12 protein-coding genes are annotated in these 15106 nt (G+C 50.3%); 11 read left to right on the top strand and 1 reads right to left on the bottom strand.

What is annotated here, in order from left to right; all coding sequences use genetic code 11:
- The first annotated feature begins 144 nt into the window (after positions 1–144).
- The 8 genes from DP091_RS28745 (at position 145) to DP091_RS28710 (ending at position 10006) form a co-directional block, all read left to right on the top strand.
- A complete protein-coding gene (locus DP091_RS28745) occupies positions 145–885 on the top strand; it encodes a hypothetical protein (RefSeq protein WP_113061471.1) in 741 nt (246 codons plus the stop codon).
- A gap of 153 nt (positions 886–1038) precedes the next feature.
- Positions 1039–1449, top strand: a complete 411-nt coding sequence (locus DP091_RS28740; protein WP_113061470.1) for a BlaI/MecI/CopY family transcriptional regulator — start codon at positions 1039–1041, stop codon at positions 1447–1449.
- Entirely contained in the window at positions 1449–3323 is a 1875-nt protein-coding gene (locus DP091_RS28735; protein WP_113061469.1) for a M56 family metallopeptidase, read from the top strand. The genes DP091_RS28740 and DP091_RS28735 overlap by 1 nt, the downstream gene beginning before the upstream one ends.
- Before the next feature lie 256 nt (positions 3324–3579).
- A complete protein-coding gene (gene araA, locus DP091_RS28730) occupies positions 3580–5067 on the top strand; it encodes an L-arabinose isomerase (RefSeq protein WP_113061468.1) in 1488 nt (495 codons plus the stop codon).
- Between the two features lie 101 nt (positions 5068–5168).
- Positions 5169–6257, top strand: a complete 1089-nt coding sequence (locus DP091_RS28725) for a GntR family transcriptional regulator (protein WP_181469945.1) — start codon at positions 5169–5171, stop codon at positions 6255–6257.
- 100 nt (positions 6258–6357) lie between these two features.
- On the top strand, positions 6358–7047 hold the full coding sequence (gene araD / locus DP091_RS28720; protein ID WP_113061466.1) for an L-ribulose-5-phosphate 4-epimerase: 690 nt from the start codon (positions 6358–6360) through the stop codon (positions 7045–7047).
- Positions 7048–7092: 45 nt separating this feature from the next.
- Positions 7093–8763, top strand: coding sequence for a ribulokinase (locus tag DP091_RS28715; RefSeq protein ID WP_113061465.1), 1671 nt, complete (start codon positions 7093–7095; stop codon positions 8761–8763).
- A gap of 61 nt (positions 8764–8824) precedes the next feature.
- Positions 8825–10006, top strand: a complete 1182-nt coding sequence (locus tag DP091_RS28710; protein ID WP_113061464.1) for a sn-glycerol-1-phosphate dehydrogenase — start codon at positions 8825–8827, stop codon at positions 10004–10006.
- A 272-nt stretch (positions 10007–10278) separates the two neighbouring features.
- Here the strand turns inward: DP091_RS28710 and DP091_RS28705 are convergent, their stop codons facing one another.
- Positions 10279–11196, bottom strand: a complete 918-nt coding sequence (locus DP091_RS28705; RefSeq protein WP_071222822.1) for an ArsR/SmtB family transcription factor — start codon at positions 11194–11196, stop codon at positions 10279–10281.
- Positions 11197–11618: 422 nt separating this feature from the next.
- On the opposite strand from DP091_RS28705, the gene arfA reads away from it, so the two are divergent.
- The 3 genes from arfA to DP091_RS28690 form a co-directional block, all read left to right on the top strand.
- A complete protein-coding gene (arfA, locus tag DP091_RS28700) occupies positions 11619–13106 on the top strand; it encodes an arabinosylfuranosidase ArfA (protein WP_181469944.1) in 1488 nt (495 codons plus the stop codon).
- A gap of 158 nt (positions 13107–13264) precedes the next feature.
- Positions 13265–14593, top strand: coding sequence for an ABC transporter substrate-binding protein (locus DP091_RS28695; protein WP_113061463.1), 1329 nt, complete (start codon positions 13265–13267; stop codon positions 14591–14593).
- A gap of 78 nt (positions 14594–14671) precedes the next feature.
- Positions 14672–15106, top strand: a 435-nt coding sequence (locus DP091_RS28690; protein ID WP_146747028.1) for a carbohydrate ABC transporter permease, incomplete at its 3' end; no start/stop codon positions are given.

The raw sequence follows: 15106 nt of genomic DNA, 5'->3' as shown, positions 1-15106 counted from the left end.
GGGAGAACGTGGGGGCTTTAGGGGCCATGATCCCGTAAATTCTGGACAAACGATATTGACAAAGTTTAACTACAGTTGTAGTATTAATTCGAAACTACAAATGTAGTTTATAAATTAAAAATTATAGGAGAGGAGAATTACCACATGAAAACAGCAACGAAAGTAGCAATCGCGACACTAAGCAGCATTTTATTAATGGGTTCTTCCGTAAACCTCGCGGCGAAGGCGCAATCCTACGAAAAGACCCAAAAAGCTACTGTCAAGAAAGAAGCCGAAGCAGCCAAGCCTATCTCTGCAGAGGAAAAAAAGTATATTGAGGCTGAGATCCAGAGAGTAAAGGAGTTGACCCAAGAGTCGGGTGATATGTATGTCCTTTATTATAAGTACCCAAAATTAAATAGCGGATTTGATATCAGCTATTGGGGAGGGATACATGAATTCACTTCATACGAGGACTACTTGAAAAAAGCCTCAACTCTAAAGGGGTCCATCTTGAAGCAGCCTGCCAACCTGCCAAAGGGATACAAGTTTTTAACAGCGGTCATTGAAGGTCCGACCGAAGGAAAGTTCGTTGATGAAGTAAGGGCCGAAGGCAAGAAGAGCGGAAAGCCCATCTATGCGAAAAAGATCGATTGGAAAGAGGCGGTAACCATTCGTCTTAAATATACGAACGGAGAAGACACGCTGGGCTTTTCCAAGTATGCGGCAGACTCGGAGGGAAGCAAGAAGAAAGGTTTCTTTAATGATAAGCTGCCGGCTCATGTCTTTCCAAAATACGTTTTTTGGAATGATGGCGGCACATTCGAATACAGCATTTCAACCTCCTCTTTGGATATGTCCAGGAAACAGAAGATCGAACTTCTAAAAGCAGCCGTAAAAAAATAACATTTTGAGCCAGCTGTAGGTTTTCCCAGACAGGTGCTAAAAACGAGGAGATTGCGCTCTGACAAATAAGTTGACATTACTAAACTACAAATGTAGCATGTGTGTTGTAACTACATATGTAGTCTGATTAAATTGACTTTGGAGGTTTCAAGCATGAATCAAATACCACCGATTACGGATGCAGAGCTGGAAATTATGCGCGTATTGTGGGTAATTCCAGACTGCCCTTCCAGCGAGATCGTGAAACAAATGACGGATCGAATGGGCTGGAGCCCCAATACGACCCGGACGCTTCTCAGTCGTCTGGTGCAGAAGGAAGCAGCGGGTGCGAAACTGGAAAAGGGTTCAAGGCGCACCCAACTATTTTATCCGATCATCAGCGAGCAGGAGTATCTGCAGTCCGAAACCAAATCCTTCATGAAAAAACTTTATGGGGGAGCTTTAAAGCCGATGCTGGCCAACTTTTTGCAGGACAAAAAACTGAATGCGCAAGAAGTCGAGGATTTAAAGGCCTTGTTTGACGAAAACCGCAGCGACGGGGAAACAGAAAAGAGAGAGCCCTGATGAGTTCCGCATTGTATGAAAATTTATTGGCTTTTTTCGGCTGGGTGATTCGAGGCTCGTTTATGGCTTCCATCCTGATCGTGCTTGTCCTGGTCTTGCAATTTCTATTAAGAAACAAGATTGAGGCCAGATGGAAATATTGGATTTGGCTTCCTGTGGCCATTCGTTTGCTGCTCCCTTGGGCCCCGGAATCCTCGCTTAGCCTATACAATGTTTTGTCCCTGGACGCCATAGCGCCCGGTATTCATCAACAAATACAGGTCTCATCGGGTGGGAAGGAAGCGGGGAGAATAAGCGCGGCGATTCATGTTGAGCGCTCTATAAACCCGGAAGCAAGCGGGACTTCGGAAGTACCTGCTCCATCCCTTGAATCGGGACCCGTGCAGGACAGCGGTTATTGGTGGAATGGGTTCAAGCAGATAGGCTTCACCAATATACTGATGTCGGGTTGGCTTGCGGGTGTGCTGATTCTTGCCGCGAAAACGGTATACGACCAGTTTCGATTGAAACAAAGCCTGCGCACGGGCCGAAAAATAGATACGCCTTTTCTATTGGCAGTGTTTCACGAGACAAAACAGCAATCAGGCGTGAAGCAAACCGTGCAGTTTGTAGCCAGCGAGCGAATTTCTGGACCTGCCGTGGTCGGTTTTAACAAACCGGCGATCGTCATTTCGCCCAGTCTGCTCATCACGCTGCAAAAGGATCAACTTCAATATATTCTCGCGCATGAGTTCGCACATATTCAGCGGCGGGACGTCGCAGTGAACTGGTTAATGCATATCATCCTGATCATCCATTGGTTTAATCCGTTATTATGGCTAGCCGTACATAAAGCGAGACAAGACCAGGAGATGGCCTGCGATGCATGCGCCTTGAATCGGATGAGCCCGCAGCAGAACAATGCATACGGACAAACGATCATCCATGTGTTGGAACATTTTTCAGGAAACCAACGCCAGCCGGGGCTTGCCGGCCTGTCCGCCACGCATAAACAAATGAAAAGGAGACTTACGATGATTAAACATTTTCACAAAAAATCCTATCGCCTGTCCATTCTGGGGATGGGGATGATTCTCGCGCTAGGCAGCGTGACATTGGTTAATGCTAAGGAAAGCGATGCAGGGGACGTAACGTCTAAGGCTTCCGTGCAGTCGGAACAGGATGCAAAAGCTGTTGTCAATAACCTGCCGGATATTATCTATCCCGAGGGGGATATAGACCGCGAGCTTTACAAAAAAGAACTGGAAAAGTCCGAAAAAAAAGCAGAAGCAGCAGCCAAGGCTCTAACTCCAGAGGAAATGAAGTATATCGAAGCTGAGACCAATAGAGTGAAGAAGCTAAGCAAAGAGACAGGTGATATGTATGTTCTGTATCATAAATATAAGGATCTTAACAGCGGACTCGACCTAAGTTATTGGGGAGGTATAGAAAAATTCACTGCTTACGAGGACTACTTGAATAGAGCTTCCGCGCTGGAGGGTTCTATTCTGAAGCAGCCGGCCAACTTGCCGGAGGGATTTAAGTTTTCCAAAGCGAGAATTGAAGGTCCAACCGAAGGAATGTTCCTTGAAGAAGTAAGGGCAGAAGGCAGGGAGAGCGGAAAACCCATCTATGCGAAAAAGATAGACTGGAAAGAGGCGGCAACCATTCGTCTTGAATATACGAACGGGAAAGACACGCTGGCCATTTCCAAATTTATGTTGGACTCAGAGGGAAGTAAGAAGAAAGGGTTCTTTGAGGATGACTTCCCGGCGCATATCTATCCAAAATACGTTTTTTGGCATGAAGGCGGCTTTGAATACAGCATTTCAACCACATGGGGTATGTCCAAGGAACAGAAGATCGATATTCTGAAAGCAGCGGTGAAAAAATAACGTTTTGACTCAGTTATTTGGCACGGTAAGCCCATGCAGTCCTAGAAATAGGATTGCATGGGCTCTTTTATTGATCATGACTTCTCTGCAGTCCAAAACCAAGCTGGTATTAATTTTTGGTCTTGCTATTTTTGTGATGCGGGGTTAGAATGTGAGTGATTTAACTTGTACGTACATGTATAATATTGTTGATATTTATTGCTTATAGGTATGTACAAGTTAGTGAGCAAGCATTCATACAGGAGGCGTTATTATTATGAAATTGAAACCGCATTCTTTTTGGTTCGTCACCGGAAGCCAGCACTTGTATGGTCCCGAAACGCTGGAGCAGGTGGCCGAGCATTCCCGCATCGTGGCAACGGAGTTTGATAAAGATCCTGTATTTACTTATCCCATTGTGTTCAAGCCGATCGTAACGACACCCGATGAAATATACAACCTGATTCTTGAGGCTAACAACGATGAGTCCTGCGCAGGCATTATGACCTGGATGCACACCTTCTCCCCGGCCAAAATGTGGATTGCGGGGCTATCCCAATTGCAGAAGCCGCTTCTTCATTTCCATACCCAATTCAACCGGGATATCCCTTGGGAAACGATTGATATGGACTTTATGAATTTGAACCAATCCGCGCACGGTGATCGCGAGTATGGCCATATCGGTGCCCGTCTCGGCATTGCCCGCAAAGTGGTTGTGGGCCATTGGGAAGACGGGGAGGTACGCGACAGCATTGCCGGCTGGATGCGGACCGCCGCGGCCTATGCCGAAAGCCGCAGGCTGAAGGTGGCCCGCTTCGGCGATAATATGCGCCAGGTGGCGGTTACCGAAGGAGATAAAGTAGAAGCGCAAATCAAGCTTGGCTGGTCCGTGAACGGTTATGGCATCGGCGATCTTGTGCAGTCCATGAATGAAGTCGGCGATGATGAGGTAAAAGCCCTCTTGAATGAATATGCCGAATTGTATTCGATAACCAAGGAAGGGCTTAGCAATGGCCCCGTACGCGATTCGATTGCGTACCAAGCCCGGATCGAGATTGCGCTTCGTCGTTTCCTCGAGGAAGGCGGCTTTGGCGCATTCACGACAACCTTTGAGGATCTGCATGGGATGAAGCAGCTTCCGGGACTCGCCGTACAGCGTCTAATGGAGTCGGGTTACGGCTTCGGCGGGGAAGGGGATTGGAAAACAGCTGCCTTGACCCGTGCATTGAAGGTGCTTGCGGGCAATAAAAGCACTTCCTTCATGGAGGACTACACCTATCACTTCGAGCCGGGGAATCATATGATTCTTGGATCGCACATGCTGGAGGTATGTCCGACCATCGCATTGGATAAACCGACGCTGGAGGTTCATCCGCTCGGGATTGGAGGCAAGGGAGACCCGGCGCGTCTCGTGTTTAACGGCCAGGACGGTCCAGCTGTGAATGCTTCCCTGGTTGATCTCGGACACCGCTTCAGACTGCTGGTGAATGTGGTGGATGGCGTCAAGGTTGAACAGCCGATGCCGAAGCTGCCGGTCGCCCGTGTGCTGTGGAAACCGCAGCCATCCCTTCGCGAGTCTGCGGAAGCATGGATTTTGGCTGGCGGAGCGCATCATACCGTTCTCTCTTATGCCATGACGGCAGAGCATTTGAGCGATTGGGCGGAGATGGTCGGCATTGAAGCGGTCATTATTGATAAGGATACAACGATACCGCGCTTCAAGAACGAGCTCCGTTGGAGTGAAGCCGCATACCGTCTGCGGTAACTGGTTCTGTCGGCATTCCCTTGGCCTGTGTTACAATAGCGAGATAACTTAGGATTGCAGGTGATCCTAACATAATGAGTGCGTGAGGCTAGAGGTGAATGATGAATAATAGACGGATACCCAAATATATTGTATTAAAAAACGAACTGCTCTCCTGGTTTGAATCCGGAAGGCTTCAAGCAGGCAAACAGGTTCCTTCGGAGCATGAAATTGCCGACCAGTTCGGCGTAAGCCGCCAGACGGTCCGCCAAACGTTCGGCGAGCTGGAGAAGGAGGGCTGGCTGGAACGGATCCAGGGCAAAGGGACGTTCGCCAGAAATCCCGACCGGCGGGAGAGCGAGCAGGTTAAAACGATCGGTATCATCACAACCTACATCTCGGATTACATCTTCCCGCATATCGTTCGGGGAGCAGAGGCGGAGCTGCGCAGCAAGGGATATCGCCTGCTGCTCTCCAGTACCGATAACAACAAGGAGAAGGAGATGGAGAGTCTTCAGCTCATGACCAGCCAGCCGCTCAGCGGGCTGATTATCGAGCCGACCAAGAGTGCGGAGGGCAACCCGAATTTGACGTATTTCCTGTCGCTGCAGGAGAAGGGAATTCCGTTCTTGATGATCAATGAGAAGTATCGGGAGCTGGAATGTCCTTGTCTGAAGCTTGATGATGAGCTTGGCGGTTACAAGGCCACACGTCATTTGATCGAGAACGGACACCAAGCGATAGCCGGATTCTTCAAGCGGGATGACCTTCAAGGCGTGAACCGGCTGAAAGGCTTCTTACGTGCGCATCGCGAGGCTGGAGTTCCCGTTTCACCGGAGCGGGTGGTTACGTATACAACGGAGCAGAAGGGAAGTCTGCCGTATGATCAGGCCATCCAGTTACTGAAGCAGCCGGAGGAGCAGCGACCGACGGGGTTTGTATGTTATAACGATGAGCTGGCTGTATCTTTAGCGGAGGCTGCCGGTCAATGCGGACTGCAAATTCCGCAGGACGTGTCCATGGTCGGCTTCGATGATTCGACGCTTGCCGTTGCTTCCGGCGTGAAGCTGACAACGATGACCCACCCGAAAACAGAGATGGGAATCATGGCGGCCAGACAATTAATTAGCATGATTGAGTTTCATACCGTGATAGAGGATACGGTGTTTCAACCGGAGCTGGTGGAGAGAGAATCGGTGAAGAAACGGTAGAGATTTAGGGAGAGGGAGTACAGGGTCCGAGTTGCGGACCTTTGTCTGCCAACTTGTACGTACAACTATATTTTTCAAATATAGAGAGGAGCGGTTGTTCATGTTGGAGGATTTAAAGCAGCAGGTGCTGGAGGCGAATCTGGAGCTTCCGAAGCACGGACTCGTTACCTTTACGTGGGGAAACGTCAGCGGCATCGACCGTGAACGGGGACTGTTCGTCATTAAGCCCAGCGGTGTGCCCTATGAGGATTTAAAAGCGGCCGACATGGTCGTTCTGGACTTGAAGGGAAATGTCGTTGAAGGGGATATGCGCCCCTCCTCCGATACCCCGACTCATCTGGTCCTATATCAGAACTTTAAAGAGATCGGCGGAATTGTGCATACCCACTCTCCGTGGGGAACGAGCTGGGCTCAAGCCGGACGTGCGCTTCCTGCCTACGGAACGACGCACGCCGACTATTTTTACGGAGAGATACCGGTTACGCGGCCCATGACCCGCGAAGAAATTGAGGGAGCCTATGAGCTGGAGACGGGCAACGTCATTGTCGAGCGATTCGCGGACCTGGATCCGAACATGGTGCCAGGGGTGCTTGTCCATTCGCACGCCCCATTCGTGTGGGGCGAGGATCCGCATAATGCGGTGCATAATGCGGTAGTGCTGGAGGAGTGCGCAAAGATTGCAGCCCGGATGCAGCAAATTAATCCGGAAACCGAACCGATGGACCAGACGCTGCTGGACCGCCATTTTTTGCGGAAGCATGGAGTTAATGCCTATTACGGTCAAAAGTAACGATTGTATTCATCATTCATGATTTCATCTGTAGGAGGAAATGAGATGGGGAATAAATACACCATTGGTGTCGATTACGGAACGCAGTCCGGGCGTGCGGTGTTGGTTAATTTGGCTGACGGGCACGAAGTAGCGGATCATGTTACGCCCTACCGGCATCATGTCATCGATGAGTTTTTGCCAGGTTCCGGTAAGAAGCTGGAGCACGACTGGGCGCTTCAGCATCCAGGGGATTATTTGGAGGTTCTGAAGGTATCCGTGCCTGCCGTTATTCAGCAATCCGGCATTGATCCGGCGGATGTGATCGGCATCGGCATTGATTTTACGGCTTGCACCATGCTGCCCGTTGACGAACTTGGGGAGCCGCTCTGCTTCCAACCGGAGCTGGCCGACCAGCCGCACAGCTGGGTTAAGCTGTGGAAGCATCATGCCGCCCAGCCTGAAGCAGACAAGATCAACGCGATTGCCGCCGAGCGAGGAGAAGCCTTCTTGCCCCGCTATGGCGGGAAGATTTCTTCCGAATGGATGATTGCCAAGGTCTGGCAAATTCTTGATGAGGCACCGGCGATCTATGAACGTGCGGACCGATTCCTGGAAGCGACCGATTGGGTCATTTCCCAAATGACCGGCCAGATTGTCCGCAACAGCTGTACGGCTGGTTACAAAGCGATATGGCATAAACAAGACGGATATCCAAGCAAGGAATATTTTAAGGCGCTGGATCCCCGGCTGGAGGATCTGACCGATACGAAGCTGCGCGGAGAGGTCCGTCCCCTCGGCAGCAGCGCAGGCGGTCTTACTGAGAAGATGGCGGAGATGATGGGCTTAACTCCAGGGATTGCCGTGGCCGTCGGCAACGTTGACGCTCATGCCGCGGTGCCTGCGGTCGGTGTCGTCACACCGGGCAAGCTGGTGATGGCGATGGGCACATCGATCTGCCATATGCTGCTCGGTACCGAAGAGAAGCAGGTTGAAGGGATGTGCGGTGTCGTCGAGGATGGTATCATTCCCGGATTATACGGTTATGAAGCCGGGCAATCGGCAGTAGGCGATATTTTTGAATGGTACGTCGAGGAAGCGCTTCCCGCGTATGTAAAAGAAGCTGCGTCCGAGGAAGGAATCGGCGTGCATCAATGGCTTGAGCGAGAAGCGGCTGCCTACAAGCCGGGTCAAACCGGATTGCTTGCACTGGATTGGTGGAACGGCAACCGTTCCGTGCTGGTGGATACGGATCTGACCGGGCTGATGTTAGGGATGACCCTGTTGACGAAGCCGCAGGAAATCTACCGCGCCTTGCTTGAGGCGACCGCATTCGGCACGCGCAAAATCGTGGACGCTTTTCACGAGAACGGTGTCGCGGTGGATGTCCTGTATGCCTGCGGCGGACTGCCGCAGAAGAACCGTCTCTTGATGCAGATCTATGCGGATGTTACGAACCGCGAAATCATGGTGGCTGACTCCAAACAGACGCCGGCGCTTGGCGCCGCGATGTTCGCTGCAGTCGCTGCGGGCGAGGCGCAGGGCGGGTATGATTCAATTATCGACGCCGCCGAGAAGATGGCACGGGTGAAAGAAGAGACCTTCAAGCCGATTCCGGAGCATGTGGAAGTGTACGAGCAGCTGTATCAGGAATACAGCAAGCTGCATGACTATTTCGGCCGGGGCGAAAACGACGTGATGAAGCGGCTGAAACGGATCAAGCAAACGGCTGAATAGGTTCTGTCAGACTAGAAGACTGAATAAATACGGCAGGATGGGATGAAGGAGAGGAACGAACGTGACGGATTACTTGAACGATGCAAAAGGTTTAATGAACCGGATAAGGGAGCTGCAGCCGATGTTCCGCGGACTGGAAACCATGGTGCTTGAGCCCGGCGCTGTGCAAGACGTGCCTTCGTATCTTAAACGGCAGGGCCTCAGTTCACCAATCGTTGTTGCAGATGCGAATACGTATGAAGCGGCGGGTAAAAAGCTGGTGCAGAGCCTGGAAGCCGATGGCCAGAAGCCCCGGCTGTGTCTGATTCAGCCAGATGAGCAGGGCGACGTTGTCGCGGATGAACGCTCCTTGATGCAGCTGTTTATCGAAGTGGAGCCTGAAGGGACAGGATGCCTGATCGCTGTGGGGTCCGGGACCATTCATGACATTACGCGCTTTGTGAGTCATCGGAGCGGCAAGCCGTTCATCTCGGTACCTACGGCACCTTCGGTCGACGGCTTTACTTCGGCGGGAGCGCCGATCGTGGTCCGGGGAGTCAAACAGACCTTTGCGGCCACGGCTCCGATCGCGATCTTCGCCGATCCGGACATTCTTACGAAGGCACCGCAGCCGCTGGTAGCGGCAGGCTTTGGCGATATGCTCGGCAAATATACATCGCTGCTGGATTGGAAATTCTCTTCGACCACGGCCGGCGAGCCCTATGATGAACAGGTGGCGGCCATTACGGAGAAGGCGCTTGAGGCTTGCATTCAGCATGTGGAGGCGATCGGCCAGCGCACGGAGGAAGGGATTCGCATTCTGATGACGGCTTTGATCGAGTCGGGTATCGCAATGCTGCTGTTCGGTCAGTCCCACCCTGCCTCCGGGGCGGAACATCATCTGTCGCATTATTGGGAGATGGAGTACTTGCGCCGCGGCAACCGGGCCCTGCTGCATGGTGCCAAGGTGGGGGTGGCCTGCAGCGAAATATCGAGCCTTTATCACGACGCGGCCGATAAGGGCGTGTACCCTAATGCCGAGCCTGCACACTGGGAGACATATAGAGAGCAGGTTCGGGCGTGGCTGCGTAAGGTCCCTTCGAAGGAGGAGATCGCCGAGCTGCTGCGGAAAGCCGGAGGTCCGTCAACCCTGCAGGAGCTTGGTATTGAGGACGAGCTGTTCCGGGAGAGTCTCAAGGAGGCGCACACGCTGCGCGACCGCCATACCATCTTGAGGGCTTTGAACGAGGCCAAGGTTAGTTAGTTAGAAAAGACGGAACAGTCCATGGAAGTGGATGAATCATGAACCGTAATCGTTCAATAAAACAGTGAAGTTATCATTTTTGTTCTTAACACAGGCATATGTTCGCATCCAAGAAAAAGGGACTCTTTATGATCGAATGATCATGGAGAGCCCCTTTTTGTTGAAAGTCCCAAAAAAAGCATCCAAACAATGTATCATAATCCATCGGTTCTTGTTAGCGGTAGCTTGAATATCACCGATACCCGCCATATCCATAATATCTGTATTTCCTCTTAATCTTCCTTCACATCATACAGCACGCGGGCCAACAGGTCCTGGCTGTAGTTGCCGAAATGCTTGCCGTAAATCGTTAAACCGCGTTTATTAACAGATCGCTCGTTAACGGCGATCCTGAAGGTGAGCTCGCTCTTGTAATCAAGCTGAATCTGGTTCAGACCGACATCCGAAATACGGCATCCATCGATAAAGCTGCCTTCCTTGTTAATCCGGATCAGCTTCAGCATGCCGTATTGGTTCAAATGCGGCGGCCACCATTCAGGGTTGAAGGTCCCGCGTTTGTCCCCGAAATCCCCCGGACTTGTCCAGCTGCCAATCTCGATCCCGTTAACGTAAAAGAAAATATCCGACGGATAATTGTCGCAATATCCCGGCGCCTCGGAGCCAAGCTCTAGAGAGAATTGGATCTCGCGGAACGATTGGTTGGACTTCAAATAATTCGGAATCCGGTATTCCAGGAAACCTTCGGTAAGCCAGATGATCTCCGAGTTGATCCGCTCCGGATCGGCGAAATAACGCGGATCATCAAAGTCTCCAATAATGCTGTCCTTGGTCGCAAGCCCGCAGGTCGGGATAGCTTGATAATCGCTGTAATGGCCGACCTGAATCTCCACCTCGTACAAGTTATCAATGTCCTTGCTGCGAAGATCAACCATGAGGGTATCTTTATTCAGGTAGCAGATTTTCTGAATGCCATGCTTCCCGCCAGTCGTATTGATCTCGATCAGGCCGCTATCTTCCAACTTCTTGATATGCATGGTAATAGCGCCGTTGCTGAGATTCAGCCTGTTCGCGAGATCGTTCAGGTTCAAGCTTTGGTTCTTGGCCAGCAGTTCCAAAATTTGAATGCGAATTTCCGAGCTGAGCGCTTTAAAGATATCAAGCCCGCTCATTAAATCTTTAATGTAGATCATCTTATCTCAAACCTTCTTCCGATTAGAGGATTATATAACGATGGTAAATAGTAAAGACTTTTATTTCAAATAATTATAAATCAATATGAGCGCTAAATAAAGATGTCATCTAATTCTTCGTGAATTTGATTGAAAAATAACAATTTGAATAGTCAAAACTCATTTTATTTAAAATTATTATGAAAATAATAAATCAAAATACATTGAGAAATGATGATTTTGAGCAGGATCAAACGAATTTTTAGGGATAAAAGCAATTCATTTCTAATTTATATAAATCATTTTATATTTCTATATTTACAGCTGACCTCTCATATGATATTTTATACATGAAAACGAATTCATTCAATATTATTTGAATTGTTTCATAATTATATCAACGGAAGGTGAAGGACTTGGCAGCTGAGAAATTGAAAGCACGTATGATCGTGGATAAGTCGTTTCGGATCGCGCAAGTTGATAACCGTATTTATGGTTCGTTCATTGAACATCTAGGCCGCGCGGTATATGGCGGGATTTACGAACCCGGTCATGAAACCGCGGATGCAGGCGGCTTTCGTAATGACGTGAAGGAACTGATCAAGGAACTGGATGTCCCGATTATAAGATATCCCGGCGGGAATTTTGTATCGGGCTATAACTGGGAAGATGGCGTAGGTCCTGTTGCCGAACGGCCAAAGCGGCTGGAGCTGGCCTGGAGAACGCTGGAGCCGAACGATGTCGGCACGAACGAGTTTATATCCTGGGCCAAGGAAGTGGGCTCGGATGTCATGATGGCCGTGAACCTGGGTACTCGGGGAATCGACGCCGCCAGAAATCTGCTGGAGTACACCAACCATCCCGGAGGCACATACTGGAGTGATCTAAGACGCAGTCATGGTTATGAACAGCCGCACAAGATCAAGACCTGGTGCCTTGGCAACGAGATGGATGGACCTTGGCAGATCGGACACAAGACCTCGACGGAATACGGCCGGCTTGCGCTGGAGACGGCAAAAGCCATGCGGCTTGTCGACCCGACCATTGAACTGGTTTCATGCGGAAGCTCGAGCACGGGGATGCCGACATTCCCTGAATGGGAAGCCGTGACGCTGGATCATACGTACGAGGCGGTTGATTACATATCGCTGCATCAATATTACGGCAACCGCGATAACGATACCGCCAACTATCTGGCCCTTTCCCTGGATATGGATCACTTTATTCATACGGTCAAATCCACCTGCGATTACATCAAGGCTAAGAAACGCAGCAAAAAGACGATGTATCTCAGCTTCGACGAGTGGAATGTCTGGTACCATTCCAATGACGCCGACAGGCAGATTGATCCATGGAGCATTGCTCCGCCGCAGCTGGAGGACGTGTATAATTTCGAGGATGCCATTCTTGTCGGCAGCATGCTGATCACCTTTCTGCGCCACGCAGACCGGGTGAAGATGGCTTGCCTGGCACAGCTCGTCAACGTAATTGCGCCGATTATGACCGAAAACGGCGGCCGTTCTTGGAAGCAGACGATCTTTTATCCGTATCTTCATGCTTCGAAGTTTGGCCGGGGCGTATCGCTGCTGCCAATCGTCGAGTCACCGAAATATGATTCCAAGGATTTTACCGATGTTCCGTATCTGGACAGCGCGGTTGTTCATAACGAAGAGGATGAAGAAATTACGATTTTTGCCGTGAATCGTCATCTAGAGGAAGCATTGGAGCTGGAATGCGATGTGCGCAGCTTTGAAGGCTACCGGCTGTTGGAGCATATCGTGATGGAGCATGAGGATCTGAAAGCGGTGAATACCGCATCCGAGGAAAGAGTAAAACCTCATCACCAGGGTGGAGCTAAGCTTGATAATGGCATGGTTACCGCAAGGCTTGGCAAAGCATCCTGGAACGTTATTCGCTTGAAAAAGGCTTAAGGAAATTCACGGGGCGGTTGAACCATGGACTGCCCCATCTCCCAAATACTCATATCAAATTACACACATTATGAAAGCGCTTTATTTCTGGAGATAGCAGAAGTACGATTTTTGAAGTGTAGGTTTGTATGAACGAACATTAAGGGAGGTCCAGTAGGATGATGAAAAAATGGATGGTTGTATTCATGGTGTTTTGTTTGACGCTGTTTCTGTGGGGGTGCGGTAAATCGAACAATGCCGGCGGCGAAACCTCGGTTCTGGATGGCGGGGCAGGGGAAAGCGCTACGGAGTTGTCGTATTGGACGTTTGTTGAGCTGCATGGACAGCATTTCGAGAAAATGCTGGGTAAATGGAACGCTGAGAATCCTGAACGCCAAATCAAGCTGAACGTGACGGTCATGCCGTATGACGACATGCATAACAAATTGTCTATTGCGGTTCAATCGGGGACAGGGGCACCCGACATTGCGGATATCGAGCTTGGGAAGTTTCCAGATTTCCTGTCCGGCACGCCGCAGCTGGAACCGCTCAATGACGTGATTGATCCATACCGGGACACCATCGTCAAATCCCGAATTGACCTATACAGCAAGGAAGATGTGAATTACGGCATCCCGACCCATGTTGGCGCATCCGTTGCCTTCTATAATACCGAGATATTGGAGGAGGCCGGGGTCAACTATGAGGATATCGTTACTTGGGAGGACTACAAGCAGGCGGGTATCCAGGTGTATGAAAAAACGGGCAAGTTCATGGGAACAGCCGATACAAGCGCAGCCTGGCAAGCTTCCATGCTATTGGCGCAGCAAGGCGCGGATCTGACGGACGATTCCGGCAATCCGATCGTGAATTCGGAAGCGATGGTGAAGGCCATGACGCTGCTCAAGGACTTGCAGGATAACAATGTCATAGCGACCATTGCCGGCGGCCAGCCTGATACCGAAGAAGCATACGGAGAGTTTAATGCAGGAAATTACGCTACGGCCTTTATGCCGCTGTGGCAAATGTCCAGATACACCAACTACATGTCCGATTTGTCCGGGAAAATAGCCATCGCGCCGATTCCGGTCATTGAAGAAGGAATGCCAAGATCGGTTGGCGGCGGCGGAACCGGCACGGTCGTTACCAAGACCGCAAAAGACGTACAGCTGGCGAAAGACTTTCTGGCATTCGCCAAGCTGTCCCTGGATGCCAATAAAGAGATCTGGAACACGCTGGGGTTCGATCCGGTTAATATGGACGTTTGGGATATGAAGGAAGTTACGCACAATGCCGAGAATCAGTTCGTGAAATATTTTGTCAATAACCCGTTTGATGTGTTGAATGAGATCCGGGATGAAATCCGGTTAATCAAATCGACCTCCGCATCGCCTACCATCAACAACGTCCTGTGCACCACGACCTTCAACGAGATTTTTGAGGATGGCAAGGACATTACCGAAGCTCTGAACGATGCCCAGAAGCAGATTGAACAGGAATTGAAATGACACTCGCTCATACGCTACAAAAACGAAGGGCTGCTCATGGAATCGTCTGTGAGCGGCTCTCATTAAAGGAGTAGAATCATGATTAAAAAATTTCTGTACTCGCAAAAGGTTGCTCCTTACGTGTTTGTCCTGCCCTTTATTCTGGTATTCCTCATATTCTGGGTGTTTCCGCTGGGCAGCTCGTTTAGCATGAGCTTTCAGAAGACGCAGCTCGGGCAGGAGGCGGATTGGATCGGCTTGGCTAACTACGGGAAGCTGATGGGGGACGGCGTCTTTCTGAAGGCGGTGACGAACAGCGCGATATACATGATCCTGACGCTCCTTATCCTGATTCCGTTTCCCATGCTGTTCGCTGTGCTGATCAACAATAAGTTTATGTGGGGTAGAGAGTTTTTTAAGTCATCCTTTTTCTTCCCGGCACTGACGTCGGTTGTTGTAGCAGGCACCATTTTTCGGCTGATGTTCGGCGAGATGGAAGGGTCGCTCATTAACAGTATACTGGGGTGGTTCGGG

This window comes from Paenibacillus sp. MDMC362 (assembly GCF_003269305.1).
Taxonomy (GTDB): domain Bacteria; phylum Bacillota; class Bacilli; order Paenibacillales; family Paenibacillaceae; genus Paenibacillus_AQ.
The sequence above is the reverse complement of the archived record's forward strand: the minus strand, read 5'-3'. Positions and strand labels throughout refer to the sequence as shown.

Excerpts from the sequence above, each read along its gene's own strand:
- DP091_RS28745 (WP_113061471.1), top strand. The coding sequence starts at position 145 with ATGAAAACAGCAACGAAAGTAGCAATCGCGACACTAAGCAGCATTTTA.
- DP091_RS28740 (WP_113061470.1), top strand. The coding sequence starts at position 1,039 with ATGAATCAAATACCACCGATTACGGATGCAGAGCTGGAAATTATGCGC.
- DP091_RS28735 (WP_113061469.1), top strand. The coding sequence starts at position 1,449 with ATGAGTTCCGCATTGTATGAAAATTTATTGGCTTTTTTCGGCTGGGTG.
- araA (WP_113061468.1), top strand. The coding sequence starts at position 3,580 with ATGAAATTGAAACCGCATTCTTTTTGGTTCGTCACCGGAAGCCAGCAC.
- DP091_RS28725 (WP_181469945.1), top strand. The coding sequence starts at position 5,169 with ATGAATAATAGACGGATACCCAAATATATTGTATTAAAAAACGAACTG.
- araD (WP_113061466.1), top strand. The coding sequence starts at position 6,358 with ATGTTGGAGGATTTAAAGCAGCAGGTGCTGGAGGCGAATCTGGAGCTT.
- DP091_RS28715 (WP_113061465.1), top strand. The coding sequence starts at position 7,093 with ATGGGGAATAAATACACCATTGGTGTCGATTACGGAACGCAGTCCGGG.
- DP091_RS28705 (WP_071222822.1), bottom strand. The coding sequence starts at position 11,196 with ATGATCTACATTAAAGATTTAATGAGCGGGCTTGATATCTTTAAAGCG.
- arfA (WP_181469944.1), top strand. The coding sequence starts at position 11,619 with ATGATCGTGGATAAGTCGTTTCGGATCGCGCAAGTTGATAACCGTATT.
- DP091_RS28695 (WP_113061463.1), top strand. The coding sequence starts at position 13,265 with ATGATGAAAAAATGGATGGTTGTATTCATGGTGTTTTGTTTGACGCTG.